Origin of the sequence: Bacillus sp. FJAT-42376 (assembly GCF_003816055.1) — a bacterium.
In the GTDB taxonomy this organism is placed as follows: domain Bacteria; phylum Bacillota; class Bacilli; order Bacillales; family Bacillaceae; genus Metabacillus_B.
The window spans coordinates 3,853,991-3,873,774 of the sequence record NZ_CP033906.1 but is presented as its reverse complement, the minus strand read 5'-3'; the positions used below and the strand labels follow the sequence as shown (position 1 = coordinate 3,873,774).

Below are 19,784 nucleotides of genomic sequence, written 5' to 3'. Positions count from 1 at the left end.
ATAGCCTGAAATACTATAAATAAAACCTGTCAACAGCAAGAAGAAAGGTTTTGGGTGAAAAAAACAGGAAAAAAACACTTTTCTTATATATCAAGAAAGTGAATCTCTGCATGATCAATGACAGTCCATCTACATAAGATTGTTACGGAAGTATCTGTTCGGCGTATAAATAAAAGGATGGATTTATGTGAAGAAAAACTCATGCGGATATCGTTCGCTTTTTCATGAACGATTGCACCGGTTTTCCTTAAAGTTGGCTGTAGAAAGGCAATTAGAAAAAAGCACGCGAAAATGCAGGAGGTTCGCTCTTCCAAACCGGAATATGGTATCGTTTAAAAGCAGGATAAAAAGATCGGTAAGGAGCGTTTATATGATTCAACTTAAAAGTAAAAGAGAAATCGAGCTAATGCATGAAGCAGGAAGGCTATTGGCTGAAACTCATAAAGAAATTGCCATGATGATCCGGCCGGGAATCACAACGCTTGAGATTGACACATTTGTGGAAAAGTTTTTAAAACAATATGGGGCGACTCCTGAACAAAAGGGATACCTTGGATACCCATATGCGACATGTGCTTCTGTAAATGATGAAATCTGTCATGGCTTCCCGGGGAAAAAAGAGTTGAAAGACGGGGATATCGTGACAATCGATATGGTTGTTAATTTAAATGGCGGGCTGGCGGATTCTGCATGGACTTATGCAGTAGGGGAATTGGATGAAGAGTCATCAAGGCTCATGCATGTAACAAAAACTTCCTTGGATAAAGGCATCGAACAGGCGATTGCAGGAAACCGTACAGGGGATATTGGCCATGCGATTCAGTCTTATGCAGAAGGAGAAGGGTTCTCTGTTGTCAGAGACTTTACCGGCCACGGAATCGGAAAAACAATGCATGAAGACCCTACGATTCTCCACTACGGCCTTCCTGGAAAAGGTACCCGTTTAAAAGAAGGCATGGTTATTACAATCGAACCGATGATCAATGCAGGAAGCTGGCAATCCAAGATGGATAAAAACGGGTGGACGGCAAGAACCGTTGACGGGAAACGCTGTGCACAGTTTGAGCATACCCTTGCGATTACGGCAGACGGCCCGCTCATCCTGACAGCCCAATAAAAAAAGGACGGAACATTTTACGTTCCGCCCTTTTTAATTTTTGTACATATCGACAAGAACCTTTACGTGCTCTCTCATTGCATTTCTCATTTCTTCAGGCTGAATGACTTCCGCATTTTTGCCAAGAGGAAGCAGCAGTGATATTGTATAATCCATTTCAGATAAATCGATGTCTCTATAGATCCATCCTCCGTCCCCATCTTCTATCAGCCCATGATGCAAGATAGGATGACCTTTGCACAGCCTGACCCCCTCTTTTGTTAATCGAATTTCCAGTATGGATGTTGCCCCGTTTTTCTTATCTTCTTGAAGCCATTCCTGCAGAGTGGGGAGATCATTCATTGTTTGTCCGGTTCTGCTTACTTCAAGAACACGATCCGCCCGAAATAGGGAGATTTTTTCTTTTTCAATGAAATAGGCCGGAACATACCAAATGCCAGCATAAACATAAATGCCGAGAGGAACGACCAGTCTTTTTTTCTGTCCGTTTTTAGAGTCATACAGCCACTCTGACACCTCTTTTTTCATAGCCGCATCTGCTATTTCTTCTAAATGAGGGGCTTGAATATGCGAATAGCCCTGAGTTCCAAACATAATGGTGTCTTTTAGCCGGTCTAATTTTGCTTTACTCTGGTCGGGAAGATGTAAATAGAATTTTTTAAGCGCTGAATCAATATTAATTTGAAATGGGAGAGAGCCGTAATAAGATAATGCCTGGTAGGCAAAATAAATAGATACGGCTTCGTCTGCAGAAAAAAGAATGGGTGGAAGCATGTTCCAGTTCAGCATTCTGTAGCCGCCGTATCTGCCTTGTTCTGTATAAAAAGGAACCCCCCACGTGCTTAATTCTTCCAGGTCGCGCTGAATGGTCCGAACGGACACACCGAATTCGTCGGAACATTCTTTTGCTGTAAAACGATCTTTTCCATTTATGTATTTTAACAAATCGTAAAGCCTCTTCGGTTTATTCATTCCCCTCTCCTCTCCGGCTGAAATGACTTGAGCGGCTGCAGGATAATCAGTTTAAATACGTCAAAAACTGTCATGGTTCTCCTATATCATTATATGTGAAGATTCATAAACGATACAGACAGGAGGAATGAAAAATGAGGAACACAGTTTTGTATATTGCGATGAGTCTTGACGGATATATCGCACGGGAAAATGGGGAGATTGACTGGCTTGAGGAGGCAGAGGGGAAAGGGGATAACGGATATGGGGAGTTTCTAGAAACGATTGATACTGTAATCATGGGAAGGAAAACATACGAGCAGGTTCTTGGATTTGATATAGAATTTCCATATCAGGATAAAGAGTGCTATGTATTCTCCAATAAAAGAGAAGGAATGGACGAATATGCATCGTTTCAAAAAGGAAACCCGTCGGATCTTCTCTTGCAACTAAAGCAGAAATCCGGAAAAGATATCTGGCTGATCGGGGGAGGAGATCTCATTAAGCATTTTATGCAGGAGCAGCTTGTGGACAAGTTTATCATTGCGGTGATTCCCGTCTTGCTAGGGAAAGGTATTTCTCTATTTGATAAGGGGTTTCCTGAACAAAAGCTTTCGCTCTCTAAAAGTGAAAGATTTAATGAGATTGTGCTGCTCACCTATGAATTAAAAAAACTGTAAAGAACTGTCCGGAAAGGATTCTGGATGTTCCACTTGCTTCCTTATCCAGGGGCGGGAGGTGAGCCTCCTTGATGCCAGGGGTCTCACCTGTCCTCTGCTTCTGCCGGAGTGGCTCTCTTCTTCAAATCATGACGGAAACGTAAAAGAGGCTGGGACAAAAGGTTTCGGGTTAATAAAAAAACCGAACGATTATTTGAAACTCTGGTATAGAGCTTCGGAATCGTTCGGTTTTATTGTTTTTCATGCTTTTTTCAAAACTCTGTTAAACTTGGATGTTGATTTCCGTTACAGGTACTCGTTTATCCTTGGGCGGGCGGTGAGCCCCCTCGCCGCATTGCGGCTGCGGGGTCTCACCTGTCCCGCTGCTCTCAGCTCGGAGTCTCGCGCCTTCCAGTTCAATCAACTAGTTTAAAAAATCAACATTAGGCTTTTAACAGAGCCAAGTGAATAAAACCTTTTAAATCGCCCCTTTTAGACAGAACTTGATTTCGTCTGTGTATCGCTTCCGCACTTTCGCTTTTTGAAATAGAAACGGTAGATAAGGTATCCTGCCAGGGCAGCTCCTGCAAGAATAAGGATGATGGTTTGCATATTCGACATGAAGGTCTGGACGGAACCGAGATTCCCCGCAGAACCCAGCCAGAGCATAGCAATGTTTAATGGAAATACTCCTATGAATGTGAGAGCAAGGAACGGTACAAGTTTAACTTTTGATAAACCAGAGACGTAAGAAATGTAGTTGCCGATTCCAAGGGGTCTGGAGAGTGCAATGCTCCAGATTCCGCATTTCTTGAACCAGCGCTGTGTACGTTCAATGGTTTTTTTCTTTCGTTTAAATTTTTTCTTAACTTTATGTTCGAGTTTTGCCCCGATCCAATAAGGGATAAGGGAAAAAATCGTATATACGATGCTTGCTAGTACGGCGATCCAAATCATCGAAGACATGGGCTGGTCAAGTACAAAGCCGTATGCCAATGTTAAAAGGGAACCGGGAAAAGGAACAGAGGATGCTTCAATGGCGATCCCGCCCAACAGTCCCCATATCCCAAATGTCTTTAATAAGTGAATGATGAATTCCAGCATAATGGCTCCTTTCCAAGAGGCAGTTTCTGTACGATTCCCTTTGGAAGGGTCATTGTAAACTGGAATATTTACCTATTCTTGTATAGGGAAATACAAAGGGAAATGAGCAGTCCGGTTATAGTAGGAGGGCTCCGCCAAATCACGGAATAAAGCAGGGTGGTGTTCCTTAGCGGAAAAATTCCGATAGACTGCAGATGCGATTCCAGTCGGAAAACTGGATTTTATATTGATTCCGAAACTTAAAAGATACAAAACCTTCCTCCTCTCTCTAAAGTTGCTGTATTACAAAGAATGTTCAGAAAGCCATCTGCCCAAATACTCAGGGAGGCCATTGTTTACCGTAAATGTAGCATGGCCGCCTTTGAGTACATGCAGCGTTTTATCCTGACTTGAAACGAGATCGATAACGGCAGTGCTTAATTCCATTGGAACGAGCTTATCGCTTTCGGCACAAATCACAAGCAGTGGACATGAAATGTTAGAGAGGCTGGCGTTTTTGCCGCCGATTATTAATCCGCCGCGAATGAGCTTGTTTTCCCTTCCAAAGTCAGATACAAGCTGTTTGATAGCTCCGCCTGAAAAAGGAATGTGTCCTTGAGTCCACTTATTAAACCTTCTCCAATAATCGGTGTACTCTTTATTGTCAATGCGGTAAATAAGCGAAAGATAAGGGCTGTAGTAAATAGGATAGCTGACTGCACGGAGCCCTGTTTTCATAAATGGAGCAGGAATAATACCGAGTGCGTCGAATAAAGGATCTAAATCGGCTTCTCCATTTGCCAGTCCTTTTGTAATTTCATCAAAAACTTTGTACTGATGAAAATCGATAGGGGCAACATTAAGAATTAAATTTCGGATTGGATCATCGGTCATTGCTGCATAAATGGCTGCAATGGTTCCCCCAAGACAGTAGCCGATGACCGTTAATTCGCTGGCTTGTGAATGCCTCAATGTTCTTCTTGCTGCTTCCTGGACATAGTGTAAAACATACGATTCAATCGTTAAATCTTTATCCTCATAGCCTGGAACACCGAAATCCAGCAAATACACATCATAGCCTTCGTTAACAAATGCTTCTATCATGCTGTATCCAGGAGCCAAATCCAATATAAATGCTTTATTTACTAGAGAATAGATTAAAAATAATGGCACGGAGGACTTTTTTTCAGGGGCAGGATAATACCATAAAGTAGCCTTGTTCTTTTTCCAGACGGCTGTTTTTTCCGTTAATCCGACTGGAGGTTCAGGAGTTTGAAAAAGTAAAGTGCATTTTTTTACCTGTTCATAGATGGCTTCAAAAGGAGTCATGAGTTGGGAGAATCCTTTACAGCGGTTTCCTCAAAGCCGAAAGCATGCTTCATTAAAGTGGCTCTCAGCAATTCTTTTTGAGTGCGGCCTCTTTCAGCAGAATGCTGAAGCTGTTTCAACGGGGCAGGAAGTCCAGGGGCGGGAGGAGAAGGGAGGCTGACTGGAGCCGGATTCTGGCTGGCGATCTGGTATAGATAGCCTTCAATTTGATCCAGTTTTTCTTCAATTTGAATGGAGAGATTCGCTAAGCTGACAAAATCCCGCTTCGTAGGAAAATTTAATGGGACTGACAGGAATTCTGTAATTTCCTGACTTTGTTCAAATGCTCTTTTGATAAAAGGAGCAGCAAAAGCAGCGAGATTTAAAAGTTCCTCCCTATTAAGCTGAATTTGAATCGTGTTGTTTAAGCTTCTTTCAAGCTCAGTACCTCTCTTTTTTATCAATGCCAATGCTTCTTGAGGATTAATCTCCACAGCAATATGTTCCTTTCCATCATTTTTTAGTTTCCCGGCTGCCAGCTTTTCCTGCAAGACTAGGATTGCTTTCTCTCGATAAAAGAGCTTTCCTGCAGAAGTCTTGCAGCAATAAGCCATGTATCAATCGGCTCAATAAGGGGCTTGCGGGAAACGCAGCAACTCTGTTTGCAAATCACATTACAGTATAAGTTTGTTTCTGCTAAATGTGATTAAAATGATAGATAAGCCTGTACATGATAGAAACACATAGACAATGATAAAAGTTGTAGGTATAAATAACTATTTTTAGGGTGTCCAGTAAAAAAATCTGCATATTTGACGATATCATAGTCATAAAGAATTAGCTTCTGTTCGTTATTATCAGCCAGAAAGGGTGAAAAACATGTCATTTATGGAAATGTTCCGTGCAGCCTTTATGTGGGCTCATATAGGAGTGCTTGCCGTGGGCTGCACGTTTATCTATTATCATGTGTACAAGAATCGCAAAAAAAGCAAAGCTTAAAGACTTTTGTATAGCTTCGTAAATAATTCGTTTAAGTATTGATCTTTAACCGATGTTTTGCCGGTAAATAATTTTTTCTCAATTAAGGTAACAAGTTCGATGCAAGAACGGGTTTCCAGCTCGTTCATATAGAGATGTCTCGCTTTGTTAATGGCAAACAGCCTGCTTGAATCACTCAGGATGGAGAGCAGTTCGTCTTCAAAGGGACGGTGAGGCACAATGGTTTGAGCCAGTCCTCTATTTAACAAATAATCAAGATTCACTTCTTCCTGTCCGGGAAGAACAGAATGAATAAAAATCAGCAGCTTTTTTCTGATTGCTTCACTAATCGTAGCACCGCCCGGTTTTGTCACAATGGCATCTGCCCAGCTGTAAAGGTGATTCATTTGTTCAGCTGACGATATATAAGGCAGTGCAGTTACGTGAGGAGAATGTAAATTTTTCACTTTTTCGAAAAGACGGCGGTTTGAACCGCAAAGGACTTTATATTCTACAAGACCGCTCGCAGAGGTGTTCAGCAGGGAAGAAAGGTTTTCCCCGAGCCCCAGACTTCCCCCGGATAAAAGGACATGGATTTTATCATCGCTGCGGCGATCCATTCTCCGTTTGCTAAAGCGGTCATCGGCAAGAATTCCTGAAACAATCACTTTGTTCTCGGCAATCCCCTTGCTGAGCAATTCGCTTTTAACATCCTGACTTGGCACACAATGCAGGTCCACCTGCTCCATTCCCCAAAGCCCATTAATAAAAAAATCCGTATATAAATTTAAGACAGGTACATGGCATACTCCGTATCTTTTAAGCTTATCGACTAAAAAAGAAGGGAAGCTATGCGTGCATACAATTAAATCAGGCTGTTTTACTTCAATGAGCTGTTCCATTTTTTCGAGAAAGACAGCTTCATAAGCAGATTGAATCATATCTGACTTTTTGCTGAAAAATAGATGATAGAAGGAACTGTATGCTTTTGGGAACTTCCTGATCCAAGTTAAGTAGGCATTCGATACAAATTTTTCAAGTCCGGAATGAACGTAGCTTAGAAAATCCACTTTTTCGCATGTTATCTCTGGATCATGCTTTTGGAAGGCTTCCACTAATGCATTAGCGCTCCTATGATGTCCGGATTCCATTTTAAATAGCGGCAAGACCAATATTCTTTTCATTTTAATGCCTCCTTATTTATCCTCGATTAATCCCGAAGCATCTTTGGCAGCGGTTTGGAAAGTGATTTGAACACAGGCACAATTGAAGCAGCCAGTCCAATCAAAATCGCAGCGAACAGCCAGGCAAGCATTCCGTTCAGGTATAGTCCGCCTTCCAGTGGAAATCCGAGCAGAGCCACTCCGATTTTCTCTAATAAAAAGCGGCTTAACGGAATGGAAAGAAAAGCAGATAAACTCCAGCTGATAATGGCCGTAAGGATGCTTTCTCCGGCAAATAAGCGGATGATCTTACCTGATGATCCCCCTAAAGCTCTTATGATACCGATCTCCTTCTGTCTTTCATAAACATTGATGCTGGCTGCCGTCATTAAATTGATGATTCCCAGAAGAGTAAATAGAATTCCTGCAGCAAGAATAGCCGAAACCATTAGGCCGATGACTTGCTTAGGACGCTCCTTCATCTCTTCAATGGTTTCATAGCTTTCAATAGCAGCGCCTTGCTCCGTTAGATGTTTTTCAAGCTGTGCTGAAATCGCCGTGCTGTTTGTGCCGGTTTTTGTTTGAACGGCCATTCTGTTAGCCGTATTTGTATGGAGCCAGTTTTGATAATCGGTTTCGCTTATATAGGCGGCAGGGCCTTTCAGCTGACTGCCGGTTACACCTTCAATCGTAAAGATTTTTTTGTCCTTTCCTATTTGCAGCTCCGCTTGTGTTCCTATTTTTGGATTTCCTAGCATGGTGCGCAAGTCTTCATTAATGACAATGGACGGAACACCGCCCTTCTTCAGCCATTGTCCATCGTTCATCCTGGGTCTGATCAGCGTGGACTCTTCGGGAAGAGCTGTCAGCAGGGCATTGGTTTTTGTTTCATCCCGCGCAATTTCAGTGTTGCGGACTGTCCAGCCTTCAGCCTCGCTCACACGGCTGTTGTTCTTGAAAAGATCAGTCAATTCAGATTTAGACAGCGTGCTTTTAATGGACCATTCCTGATCGTAATTCCAAAACTGATTCATCTGCTGAAGCTGATGAGCCATCGTTTGATTCAGAGACAGACAGGAGATGATGACGGCTCCCCCAAATGAAAGCATCACAATGTTGGAGAGCAGCTGTCCTTTTTTAGATAGCACATGTCTCCGGGAGAGAGTGCTTAACGAGAAGCGGCCGGCCCTTTTCTTTTCTTTTTTGGACGGGAAGGAGTGAGGCACATTTCTCAGAGAATCGGTAAGCGGTTTTTTCAGGACTTTCTGAATAGGGATAAGCGCACCCAGATAGGGAATCGCAAAAGACAGGATAAGCAGCATGAATAAAGCGGCAGGATGGATACTCTCAGAGTGGCCGCCTATGTTCAGTTCCTGCACTAAGTATCGGACCGCCCACAGACTGCCATAGTAGCTTGCAGCCGCAGAACAAACGAATGAAATCGCTCCAATGATCCCTAAATAAATAAAATATTGCTTCCAGATAAAGGAGATGGGGGCCCCGACTGTACGCTGAATGCCCAGCTCTTTTACATGCTCCGCAATTACCCGGTGGAATAAGTGCGAAACCAGGATAAAACCAAGGATTAATGAAAAAAAACCGAAGCAGATAAGAACCGTTAAGATGGCCGATACGAGTGTGTCCCGTATATAGAAGGTCTCTTCGGAAGATTCAGTGCGGTAAGAGGTAATACCGGAAGATTTCAAGATCTTGCCGATTTTGCTGATCAGCTTGTCTTTCTCCGATTTGCTCGTACCTTCTTCAAATGCAACCTGGATTTGAGAGTAAGAGAGAGGCACCCCGATATTTTTTAAGGCATCCGGAGATAAATAAAGATAGCCTGTTCCGCTGAACGAGGCGGGAATTCGGGAAGGGTCTTCCACTGTGCCTGTGAGCCTGATTGATTTTGGTTTCTTTCCGGGAATCAGCAGCTCAGTATCCTGCCCGTCTTTCCATTCAAAAAGCTTCTTTGTAGAGACCTCGGAATAGACGCCTGACTGACCGCTATGACTTTTATGGATTTGGATCGTTCCGATTTGCCCGTTTTTTTTTTCCGGTAATCCGACAATTTCAATGTTTTTATATCCATTCTTTGTTTTTGCCCTGGCACGGAGGGAAATTCCCGGCTCCGCTTCCCGAACTCCTTCGAGCCTGGTGAGATTGACCGGGAATGAATGAAATGAATTGGTGTAGAATGTAGCATCAGGAATGTTTGACTCCTTCATACTTTCTGTTAATGCTGCTTCAAACTGAAGCTTCGTATGTACTAAGATTCCCGCTATGGACAGGGAGATTATAATTGATAACAGAATTAAGAGTGTCTTTGTCTTCTGCCTTTTCAGATCCCGGAGCGGCTTTTTCATGAATAAAGGCATCATATGAGCTGTGCTCCATGTACGTCTGCCGAATCGGATCTCTCATCTGATGCGTATCCGTCTTTTACATGAATAATCCGGTCCGTCCGTTTGGCTAGCTCCAGATCATGTGTCACCATGACAATCGTTTTGCCATCCTGAAGGAGATTAGAAAACAAGTTCATAACGATTTCGGCATTTTCTGTATCAAGATTTCCTGTAGGCTCATCAGCAAATAGGACAGGAGGATCGTTCGCGATGGCTCTTGCAATGGCAGCGCGCTGTTTTTCCCCGCCGGATACATAATCAGGGAACATATTGGCTTTATCTGAAAGACCGACAGAATATAAAAGTTCGAGTGCCCGATGTTTTTTATTTCTTTTAAAAGGGGAAAACTCCATTGGGAGCATCACATTTTCTAAAAGGGTCAAACTTGGAAGCAGGTGAAATGATTGAAATACAATTCCGATCTCCCTGTTTCTCCATTTCGCCAGCTTTGTTTTTGAGAGGCTGGTAATCTCGGTGCCGTTTATAAGGATTTTTCCTTTAAAAGGCTTGTCGATCCCGCACAGCAAATTCAGCAGCGTGGACTTCCCGCTTCCGGATTTACCGGTTATGGCTGCGAATTCATTCGATTGAATCTGGATGTTTACTTTCTTTAGTGCATGATGCCATTCGTTCCCATTAGCGAAAACTTTTTCAATCTCTACGGTTTCAATCATTCCTGCACCCCTCAAGCGATTCTGGCGTTTCATCTTATTAATGTTCAGACCTCCATACCATTAAATATCACGAGTCATTAAGATTAGCAACTTCATACATACCCCCTTAAACGTTCTATGAAGTGATCATTGCGTAAATATTCATAGGAAAACAGCGTGAAAAAAAAGCCTTTCTGGGATTTTATAGTAAAAGAGGCCATCGGTTATATGAAATCCTTCTCATCACTTCTGTAGATTTTTGTTGAAATATGTCGAAATAGGTTTATTTTTTTAGAACTGTTTCCTCATTTTTCTTAACATTTCCGCATTTTTCTGCAAATTTCTGAAATATTCTCTGTTTTATAAAAAAATGAAAAAAATCTTCACTATTTTTATTACAAAATTGTTACAAAGATTTCGACCTCTAATTGGTTTAATCCTATATATCAAATACAGCTTTCCTCAAACCCTTTGTTTAACAAGGGTTTTTATTGTTACATAAATATTACAAAGTGAAGAAATCTCAAAAAACAGTTAGAGAACGCTTACATCCTTGAAATCACCATGTTTCTCGCTTGTTACGGAAAAGAGGATGAATTTTGTCACGGGCATAACGGCAGATTGAATGGTTTTGAAAAATTCCTTACGCTGAACGAGATGAAAGTTCGGCTGCAAAAGCATTCCGGCATGATGCAGCAGAGCCAAAATCAATTTGAGAGGAGAACGAGTATGGCTAAAGTTGAACAGGATCTGTCTGCGGTGAGAGAGTCGCAGGAAATGAACACACAAAAGAAATTATCCACGAGGGAAAAAACCTTCGTTATTTCTTTGTTTGTGATCACAGTAGCTGCCCTTTTCTATGTGAACTGGACTGCATCTGACAAATTGAATTTAACAATCGGTCTATATGGTTCTGTAATGATTGCCTACCTATTAGGGAAAATGCTTCTTTCCTTCAAATATCAGGAAGTCATGATGGATCCGCCTGACTTAAAAGTATCAGTTGTTATACCATCCTATAACGAAGCGCCTGACGCTGTACTTGGTACGATTGAAAGTATTTTAAAGCAGGACTACCCGGTTCACGAAATCTTCGTCATTGATGATGGCAGTAAAGATGTTTCTGCTTATGAAGCTACATTGAAGCTAAAAGAAAACCTGATGGCCGGCATTGGTGAAACAGCTGCTGAATTAGCCAGAGGGAATTATAAGATGCCAAACCTGATTGTTCACCGCCTTCCTCAAAATAAAGGGAAGCGCCATGCACAAATATGGGCTTTTGAAAGAGCAACTGGGGATGTATACATAACAGTTGATTCAGACTGTACGGTATTCCCGAATGCTGTCCGCGAATTGCTCAAACCGTTTAATAACCCTGAAGTATCGGCAACAACTGGTCACGTAAATATCCGAAACCGCACTGATAATGTTCTTACCCGTCTTATTGATATGCGCTATGACAATGCCTTCCGTGTAGAGCGTGCTGCTCACTCGGTTACGAATAACGTTTTAGTCTGCAGCGGACCGCTTAGTGCCTACCGCCGCGAAGTCGTAATGAAAAACCTTGATCATTATGGAAACCAGATGTTCCTTGGCCAGCAGGTTCAGCTTGGAGATGACCGCTGTCTGACAAACTATGCAATCCGTGAAGGAAAGACTCTTTATCAATCGACTGCACGCTGTATTACAGATGCTCCAACTTCTTTGCGCACACTTCTTAAGCAGCAATCACGCTGGAACAAGTCATTCTTCCGCGAAAGTCTTGTTGCGCTGAAAATTGGTTTTACGAAGCCAAATGTTTTCGTTTGGGTCATGCTTGAAATGTTCCTTTGGATTGCATTTGGTATTTCACTGATTCTTGCTATCTACTTTACGTCTACGACAATGGGCTGGATCATGCTCATTTATTACCTGGCTTACGTGATTATCTCGGCTTATGCCCGTAACGTGTTTTACGCCTACAAGAGGCCGTTTACATTCCTGCTCGCACCGTTGTATGGTTTGCTGTTCCTAATCCTGCTTTGCCCGCTTCGCTTCTGGGCGCTTTTGACAATCCGCTCAACTGCTTGGGGTACACGCGGATAAGAAGCTGTGTTAGAGAGATGAATTTTATGTGAATGGAGAGGTTTTAATGAAAGTACGTAAAGCGATTATTCCTGCAGCCGGTTTAGGCACCCGTTTTCTTCCAGCTACAAAAGCGCAGCCGAAGGAAATGCTGCCGATCGTCGATAAGCCTACAATTCAATACATTGTAGAGGAAGCGATTAAATCAGGGATTGAAGATATTCTCGTCATCAGCGGACGCGGCAAGCGTGCGATTGAGGATCATTTCGATAAGTCCTATGAGCTGGAGGAAACGCTCTACAAAAAAGGCAAGTTTGAAAGGCTGGAGGAAATTCAGTCCATCTCAAATATGGCAAACATTCATTATGTGCGCCAAAAAGAGCCGCGCGGATTGGGTCATGCGATTCATTGTGCGGAAAGCTTTATTGGAAATGAACCTTTTGCCGTTTTGCTTGGCGACGACATCGTTAAATCAGAAACTCCATGCTTAAAGCAGCTTATTGATGTGTACGACAAATATGAATCCTCTGTACTCGGTGTTCAGGAAGTAGAGCATAAAGATGTATCCAAATACGGAATTATTGCTCCGCTTGAAAATAAAACACTAGAAAATGATGTTCTATCTCTGGCATCTGTAGTGGAAAAGCCTGCAATTGAGCAAGCTCCTTCTAACTATGCAATTATGGGCCGGTACATCCTGACACCTGAGATCTTCAGCATTCTGGAAACACTGCCTCCTGGTTCCGGCAACGAAATCCAGCTGACAGACGCCATCAAAATTCTGAATGAATCACAAACCGTACTAGCTTATAATTTTGCAGGCAAACGATACGATGTTGGCGACAAATTCGGTTTTGTCAAAGCAACCATCGACTTTGCTCTTGAACGCGAAGATCTTGGAATTCATGTCCACGAATATTTAAGCAGCCTTGTAAAAGAGAAAGAGATCATCCTATCGTAAGCGTGCCAAAGGATCCCAGCTGTATCCGCAGCTGGGAAAAGCACGTCTTGCTGTTAAGTTTAAGAGGAGGAATATTCATGAATATTGCCATTATCGGAACTGGTTATGTAGGTCTTGTTACGGGAGTTTGTCTTTCAGAAATCGGGCATGACGTCACGTGCCTGGATATAAACTCTGAAAAAGTCGAAATGCTTCAAAAAGGAATTTCCCCTATTTATGAACCGGGACTTGAAGAATTAATGCTGAAAAACATTGAGGCTGGCCGTCTGAAATTTACAGACAGCCATATCCTTGGCCTTAAAGACAAAGATGTTGTTTATATCGCTGTAGGCACCCCGCAGTCCGAAGACGGTTCTGCCAACCTTTCCTATATTTATAAAGCAGCAAGAGATATCGGCCAAAACATTACACGTGATGTGACGGTCGTAACGAAAAGTACAGTTCCGCTCGGAACCAACTACAAAGTGCGCGAATTGGTCATGGCCAACCTTCAGGACAATTACCTGGTGGAAGCTGTTTCGAATCCTGAATTCCTGAGAGAAGGTGCGGCAATCCATGATTCTTTCAATGGCGACCGTATTGTAATCGGGGCGGATGACGCGGAAGCCGCTAATATCATTGAAGAAATCAACAAGCCATTTGGTCTTCCTATTCTAAAAACAAGCATCAGCAGTGCAGAAATGATTAAGTACGCTGCCAATGCTTTTCTGGCTACAAAAATTTCCTTTATCAATGAAATTGCCAACCTTTCTGAAAAAGTGGGCGCGGATGTAAATGAAGTGGCAAACGGTATGGGAATGGATGCACGGATCGGAAGCAAATTCCTTAATGCCGGAATCGGATACGGGGGTTCTTGCTTCCCGAAAGATACGCATGCCCTTGTGAAAATATCCCAGGATCACGGCCATGACTTCCACCTTCTGAAATCCGTTATCCAAATCAATGACAGCCAAAAAACACTTTTGGTTAAAAAGGCTAAAGAACGCTTAGGATCTCTCGAAGGAAAGCGCATTGCTTTGCTCGGTCTTGCATTCAAGCCTGAAACGGACGACATGCGTGAAGCCGCTTCAATCGTTGTTTCCCGGCAGCTGGTTGAAGAGGGTGCCGAAGTCATCGGATATGATCCGATAGCTGCGGAAAATGCAAAAACCATTCTTCCTGAAGAAGTACAATACGCCGAACAAATTGAAGATGCGATTAAAGAAGCGGATGCAGTCTTTATATTGACAGACTGGAAAGAAATTGTAGAAAAAGCTCTTCTGATGTCTGGACTGTTTATGGAAAATCCAATCGTATTTGACGGCCGCAACTGCTATTCAGCCGAGGAAGCACAGAAGCTTCACGTTGAGTACATTTCAATCGGACGCGACTCAGTCCTTCCTACAGGTGAAAAAGAGCAGGAATCCATTCTTGCTGCTTCCTTTTAATCCATAGATTTTACACTTACAGCTTAGGGTCGGCATCCATGTAAACCAAATTCGAGAGGGTGCTATGAAAATGAAGAAAATCGCTTCAGCAGTATTGGCGGCAGCACTTGCAGTCAACGTGGCAGGTCAAGCATCTGCAGCGGAGGTTAAGCTTCCGCAGGGAACCATCGAGCAAGTGAAGAAGATTGACGTGAATTCCCTGTGGAAAACAGTCGATACTTTCAAAGGGACAGTACAGCTTAAAGATGCAAAGTACAAAGTTGATTACAAAGAAGAAAAAGGCATTGTGAAAGTTACCATTCAAAAGGAATCAGGGAATAAAACCATTGAAGTAACCGGTGAAGAAGCTAGTAAAAAAGTCATTGATTTTGTGAAAAATCTGGACCTTTCTATGAATCTTAGCAAAGAAGAAGTGATTAAACGTCTGTCTGATGCACTGGGAGTTAAGCCTGGTGACGTCCAGAGAGCCAATGCTTCTGTAGGATTCAGCAATTTGGCTGCTGTAGATTTCTCTTTCAAGAAAGGGGAAAAATCTGCAGTGATCAATCCTTACAACATCAGCAAGCTTTATATGAAAGTAGAAGATAAAAACGGCTACTACTATCATGTAACGTACCTTGCTCATGGTGACAGCATCAAAGCAGTCATTCAAAAGAAAACGGCTGAAGGCACAAAGGAATACAAAGGCATCTATGCTTTGCTTGAAGCTCTTAAAATCAAGGACAGAATTATTCCCGGTAAAGATGTGACGTGGAACGGATACCTGGATCAGCTCTCTAAAGCTCTTGGTATAAAAGTTACGGACATCACGAAAGTGGAAGTACAGTCTCAATTTGAAAACAATACAAAAGCAGATATTCATTTTGAAAGATAAAGTTGATAAGCCGTCCCGATTGGGGCGGTTTTTTTCATGGTCGGGCTATGACAAGCATGCCATTATCCGGCTAATAACCGGGTAAATCCCATACGTCACCCGAGCCTGGTCCCATGAAGACAGAAGCCATTATTCCTTCGGGGGGAGCAGTGGTACAGGCAGGCATCCGGTTTTTTGTCCGGCACGATGCGATCGTTTAAAACATGGAGCTTTACCGGTATTCGGCAAAAAGCATAATAGGAACGGGGGTAAGGGATTATCTGATTGGCAGCCTACTCGAAGGGTTGAGAACGCTTTTATAAGGGTAATACCCAAAATAATACAAAAGGAGGCGGTAAGGATGGTCAATACATTCAACGAGTCAGCGATTGCAACGTATCTGAAGACAACGGGAGAGGAATTATGCGGGCAGCTTGGCGCACAAGATCTCAGTGAAAATGAGAGAGCGAGACTAGAAGGGAAAATTGAGGCATACAAACAAATGATGGAACGCTTTGAACTTGGAGACCTTGAATGTGAGCACATAAAGAAGTCCTTACGGAAACAGGAGGACAGTCACCAGGTAACTCCATGATTTTTAAAGAACAACCATTAATTCAGGAATAAAAAAACCTGCTGATCAACCGTCAGCAGGTTCGCACATCTACCTCTATATTCTGCAGGACTTGCCGTACGCGAGTCAATCCTTCTACTATTCCCTTTTATACAATCTGTCTGCCCTGTTCAGAAAGGGCAAAATAAATTCCATGCTGAAGTGTGCTGAAACAATTGAATGCCGATAAGTTGTAGTCTGAATTTGCTATCGAAATCGCAAACTCAGGCGAGATTCCAACAAGAATGGTTTTTGTGCCAATCAATGAAGCTGACGTCGCAAGCCGGTCAATAAACTCTACCGTTCCTTTTGTGACGTCTTCGCTCATGGCGGTTAAATCCAGCACCATATACTGCGCTTTTTGCTGTGGAAGACTTAAAAGAGTCCGCTGGACAAGGTCGAAAGATCTCTGTTCATCATATTTTCCAATGAGGGGAACGACCACAATCCCTTCAAGAACCGGAATAATCGGTGAAGAAATTTCCCTGATTAATCCGTTAAGATCACGGGTCCGTTCTTCTACAAGATGTTCAAGTTTGCGGATCTGTTCAGATTGTTCCAGGCGAGCGAGTTCATGGATATTTTGCTGGACTGTCATTTCGGAAGGGAAATATTCAAATTCGCAGTAAATGTCTCCTTCAATCTGGCTTTTCAGCACTTTATACCAAATATTCACACCGAATAATCCGGTCAGGATGCCTGCGAAATGACCTGGAGTAAAGGTGCCTCGGAGAGATTTTTTCTGAGCTTTATTAATTTTATATTCCCAGCTGTCTTTCACTTGGATAATCGCTGTTTTTCTAGCATGATTCACTTGGGATATCTCCATCTTCCCCCATCCTGCAGAGGCATAAGTATTGGGAAGAACAGCAGCTACTTCATTTAAAGTGAGGTTTTGGGATTTGAAATAATCCCCTACAACTAAACCTTGCCGGAACCCCGCAGTTTCAAGAACGACGGCTGCGGCTTTATCACCGGAAATTTCTTCAATTGTGTCAAAGAAAATTTTCATAGCAGAATCTATCCAAAAAAGAACGGCGTCGTCCCTTTCATATTTAAACGTTCCCTGATCAAGATCCCAGTTGAATTCCAGGCCTCCAACCATGATCGAAGTATCTGTAAAGACTTTCATTTCGTTTTCCATGGTACACAACCTTTCCATTCAAACCCTGTTTCTATCATACTACATAATTCTGTCATTTGGCTGTAAAAAGATGCGAGCGAGAGGGGTGGGCAGATGAAAACGAACGTGCTGGTGATAGGAGGAGGAGTAGGCGGACTTACCGTGGCGCTAAAGCTTGCAAAATGCGGCATTCATGTAACTGTTGCAGAGCAGGCAAAAAGCGGTACCCATATGTATAAGGGAGAGCTGCTGCAGCCTAAAAGTCTGGAGATTTTTCACACCATCGGATTGCTTGATGCGGTGGAAGAGAAGGGACATCGCATTCACTGCATTGATATTCAGGAAATGAAACAAAAAAATCGCTCCTATCATGAAGTGGGAAGAGCGAGTATGAACTATAGAATGATCAACAGCCCGTTTGCCTACTCGCTCATGATTCCGCATGAAATGCTGAAAAACATTCTGTTAAAGGAAGCTTCTGAATTCCCTGATTTTCATTATCTGCAGCCCGCAAAGTTCAAAGAATTCAGGGGAGGGAAGGCAATTGTCAGCTTTGATGGAGAAGAGCTGGAAATTACAGCGGATTATATAATTGGAGCAGAAGGCAGAAAGTCCAAAACGAGAGATTCCATGAATTCTGTGATTAAAGAAAAAAAATACGATCACCACTTTCTAACCGTTTCTTTCGGCCGCCCTGAACACATGACGGAAGGAAAAATGATTTCTGCTCCCCATACATTTTTAGGGCTGTTTCCGCTGCCGGATAATCGGGTCCGAACCGTATATCTTATTCCTGCAGGCAGCTATAAACAGATAAAGGATAAAGGGATTTCCTATTTTCATGAATGCTATAAAGAGCTTTGTCCTGAGCTTGAAGGATATGTCGAAGAAATCAAAAGCTTTAGGGAAATCCAGCTCATGATTCCAGTCAGGTATCACGCAAGCCGGTATATTGACGGCAATAAAGCACTTGTCGGGGATGCAGCCCACAGTGTGCACCCTATGGCAGGAGAAGGAATGAACCTTGCTATTCAAGATGGCGATATTTTGGGAGAGCTGCTTTGCTGGATGTTCACAAATGGAAAGAACTCTCCTGATTCTCTGCGCTGGTATGAAAAGGTTAGAAAGCCCAGGACGCGCTCGGTTCTGAATCTGAGTCATCTTTCAGCCTTAACCTATTCCCGTCCAATCGCGTATTTTCCCTCTTTTCGAAAAAAGGGAATCATCCAGACGACTAGCGATGATTGGCTTCATACAAAGCAGATGCTGAATGTTTCGGGGTTGGGCCTATGGAAAGAGTCCTTATATGACAGGCTCGTTCAAATCGGTTTCCTGCCGGTTCGCAAAGCATCCAGCCTTAAACATTTGCAGAGGGAATTTATGTTCACAAGAGCTTTAGATTATCCGTGGAATTCGGAAGGAGGGAAAAGTGGTGCTGAATGAATATGTCAGAGTGTTTAAAGCCAGAGGATGGATGAAAAAAAACCTTCCGTTTCTCTACACGTGGCATGCTTATGTAGGATATGAGCTAGATTTGTATGAAACCTTCCGAAAGCCTAAGACCATTACAGAGGTAGCGCTTCAGCATTCCCTCAAAAAAGACCTTCTTGAGAGATGGATAGAGGTGGGACTTTCCATTCATTATATGAAAAAAGCGTCCAAAGGCAGATTTCGTACCTCCCGGAGCTTTATGCTTCCATCCAGCAAGAAAAATCCGAATTCAACAGGCGCGATTATAAAAGAAATGATGGAGCTCCATATCCCGGCATTGCTCAGCTATCCGGCAATCATGACAACTGAAAACAAGCAAACCTTTGATCATGAGCAGCATGGAGAAGTGGTGGCGCAAACCTCATCCATTCTTGAGCAAGTGGCTTATCCTGTCATTCACCATCTCGTAAAAAAAACCGCGGCAAAAAGTGTTCTGGATATTGGCTGCGGTCATGGCGGCTATTTAAAAAGACTGGCAAAAGACTTTCCGGAACTTGATTTAACAGGAATTGAATTAAACGAAGGAGTAGCGAGCGAAGCAAGGATGAGATGCCGCGAATACCCGGAATTGAAAATTGAATGCCGGGATGCATTTGAATGGGAACATCCGGCAAGCACGGATCTTGTTTTAATCAATAATCTCCTTCACTATGTGCCCCTGGAAAGGCGCGGAGAACTGATGAAAAAAGCGGCCTCCTGGCTCGGGCCAGGAGGGGGAATGGCCATTATCACTCCTATGCGCCATCCCAAGTATGGGAAACAATTTTCGAGTGTGTTTAACAGCTTTTTCTCAGCGTTTGATAATCTTCATCCGATCCCAGCCGAGAGAGAACTGCGGGCCTCGGCCGGGGAAGCGGGTCTGAAAATATGTGCCATCCGCCCGGTGGTAAAGGAAGGAGGATGGTTCGCTGTTCATCTCAAAAAGTAGTACAATCAGA

The 19,784-nt window shown here is 42.9% G+C and carries 17 protein-coding genes; 9 read left to right on the top strand and 8 right to left on the bottom strand.

Annotation, left to right across the window (positions count from 1 at the left end; genetic code table 11):
- Positions 1–370 precede the first annotated feature (370 nt).
- On the top strand, positions 371–1,117 hold the full coding sequence (gene map / locus CEF21_RS19495; RefSeq protein ID WP_123919265.1) for a type I methionyl aminopeptidase: 747 nt from the start codon (positions 371–373) through the stop codon (positions 1,115–1,117).
- Positions 1,118–1,150: 33 nt separating this feature from the next.
- On the opposite strand, the gene CEF21_RS19490 is transcribed toward map, so the two are convergent.
- Entirely contained in the window at positions 1,151–2,089 is a 939-nt protein-coding gene (locus tag CEF21_RS19490; protein WP_123919263.1) for a helix-turn-helix transcriptional regulator, read from the bottom strand.
- A gap of 134 nt (positions 2,090–2,223) precedes the next feature.
- On the opposite strand from CEF21_RS19490, the gene CEF21_RS19485 reads away from it, so the two are divergent.
- Positions 2,224–2,748 carry a dihydrofolate reductase family protein gene (locus tag CEF21_RS19485; RefSeq protein WP_123919261.1) on the top strand — a complete coding sequence of 175 codons (525 nt, stop codon included), beginning with the start codon at positions 2,224–2,226 and terminating at the stop codon, positions 2,746–2,748.
- A 471-nt stretch (positions 2,749–3,219) separates the two neighbouring features.
- Here the strand turns inward: CEF21_RS19485 and CEF21_RS19480 are convergent, their stop codons facing one another.
- The 6 genes from CEF21_RS19480 to CEF21_RS19455 all read right to left on the bottom strand — a co-directional run bounded on the left by CEF21_RS19480 (position 3,220) and on the right by CEF21_RS19455 (position 10,335).
- Complete coding sequence (locus tag CEF21_RS19480) at positions 3,220–3,831, bottom strand: DedA family protein (RefSeq protein ID WP_123919259.1); 612 nt, start codon at positions 3,829–3,831, stop codon at positions 3,220–3,222.
- Between the two features lie 282 nt (positions 3,832–4,113).
- Positions 4,114–5,139 carry an alpha/beta fold hydrolase gene (locus CEF21_RS19475; RefSeq protein WP_123919257.1) on the bottom strand — a complete coding sequence of 342 codons (1,026 nt, stop codon included), beginning with the start codon at positions 5,137–5,139 and terminating at the stop codon, positions 4,114–4,116.
- Positions 5,136–5,669: a hypothetical protein gene (locus CEF21_RS19470; RefSeq protein WP_206427788.1), complete on the bottom strand. Its 534-nt coding sequence runs from the start codon at positions 5,667–5,669 to the stop codon at positions 5,136–5,138. The genes CEF21_RS19475 and CEF21_RS19470 overlap by 4 nt, the downstream gene beginning before the upstream one ends.
- A gap of 444 nt (positions 5,670–6,113) precedes the next feature.
- Positions 6,114–7,280, bottom strand: a complete 1,167-nt coding sequence (locus tag CEF21_RS19465) for an MGDG synthase family glycosyltransferase (protein ID WP_123919253.1) — start codon at positions 7,278–7,280, stop codon at positions 6,114–6,116.
- 26 nt (positions 7,281–7,306) lie between these two features.
- Positions 7,307–9,637 (bottom strand): ABC transporter permease, encoded by a 2,331-nt coding sequence (locus CEF21_RS19460; RefSeq protein WP_123919251.1) that lies wholly within the window; start codon positions 9,635–9,637, stop codon positions 7,307–7,309.
- Positions 9,634–10,335 (bottom strand): ABC transporter ATP-binding protein, encoded by a 702-nt coding sequence (locus tag CEF21_RS19455; RefSeq protein WP_123919249.1) that lies wholly within the window; start codon positions 10,333–10,335, stop codon positions 9,634–9,636. Before CEF21_RS19455 ends, CEF21_RS19460 begins: the two co-directional genes overlap by 4 nt.
- 708 nt (positions 10,336–11,043) lie before the next feature.
- Between CEF21_RS19455 and CEF21_RS19450 the strand changes: the two genes are divergently transcribed.
- The 5 genes from CEF21_RS19450 (at position 11,044) to CEF21_RS19430 (ending at position 16,214) form a co-directional block, all read left to right on the top strand.
- Complete coding sequence (locus tag CEF21_RS19450; RefSeq protein WP_277423915.1) at positions 11,044–12,399, top strand: glycosyltransferase family 2 protein; 1,356 nt, start codon at positions 11,044–11,046, stop codon at positions 12,397–12,399.
- A 46-nt stretch (positions 12,400–12,445) separates the two neighbouring features.
- Entirely contained in the window at positions 12,446–13,339 is an 894-nt protein-coding gene (gene galU, locus CEF21_RS19445; protein ID WP_123919247.1) for a UTP--glucose-1-phosphate uridylyltransferase GalU, read from the top strand.
- Positions 13,340–13,416: 77 nt separating this feature from the next.
- Entirely contained in the window at positions 13,417–14,766 is a 1,350-nt protein-coding gene (locus CEF21_RS19440) for a UDP-glucose dehydrogenase family protein (RefSeq protein ID WP_123919245.1), read from the top strand.
- A 70-nt stretch (positions 14,767–14,836) separates the two neighbouring features.
- Positions 14,837–15,640, top strand: coding sequence for a YusW family protein (locus CEF21_RS19435; protein WP_164462254.1), 804 nt, complete (start codon positions 14,837–14,839; stop codon positions 15,638–15,640).
- A gap of 340 nt (positions 15,641–15,980) precedes the next feature.
- Positions 15,981–16,214 (top strand): hypothetical protein, encoded by a 234-nt coding sequence (locus tag CEF21_RS19430; RefSeq protein WP_123919241.1) that lies wholly within the window; start codon positions 15,981–15,983, stop codon positions 16,212–16,214.
- Between the two features lie 127 nt (positions 16,215–16,341).
- Here the strand turns inward: CEF21_RS19430 and CEF21_RS19425 are convergent, their stop codons facing one another.
- Positions 16,342–17,376, bottom strand: a complete 1,035-nt coding sequence (locus CEF21_RS19425; RefSeq protein ID WP_241156715.1) for an STAS domain-containing protein — start codon at positions 17,374–17,376, stop codon at positions 16,342–16,344.
- A 93-nt stretch (positions 17,377–17,469) separates the two neighbouring features.
- Between CEF21_RS19425 and CEF21_RS19420 the strand changes: the two genes are divergently transcribed.
- Positions 17,470–18,798: an FAD-dependent oxidoreductase gene (locus tag CEF21_RS19420; protein WP_123919239.1), complete on the top strand. Its 1,329-nt coding sequence runs from the start codon at positions 17,470–17,472 to the stop codon at positions 18,796–18,798.
- Entirely contained in the window at positions 18,788–19,774 is a 987-nt protein-coding gene (locus tag CEF21_RS19415; RefSeq protein ID WP_123919237.1) for a class I SAM-dependent methyltransferase, read from the top strand. Before CEF21_RS19420 ends, CEF21_RS19415 begins: the two co-directional genes overlap by 11 nt.
- Positions 19,775–19,784: the final 10 nt, after the last annotated feature.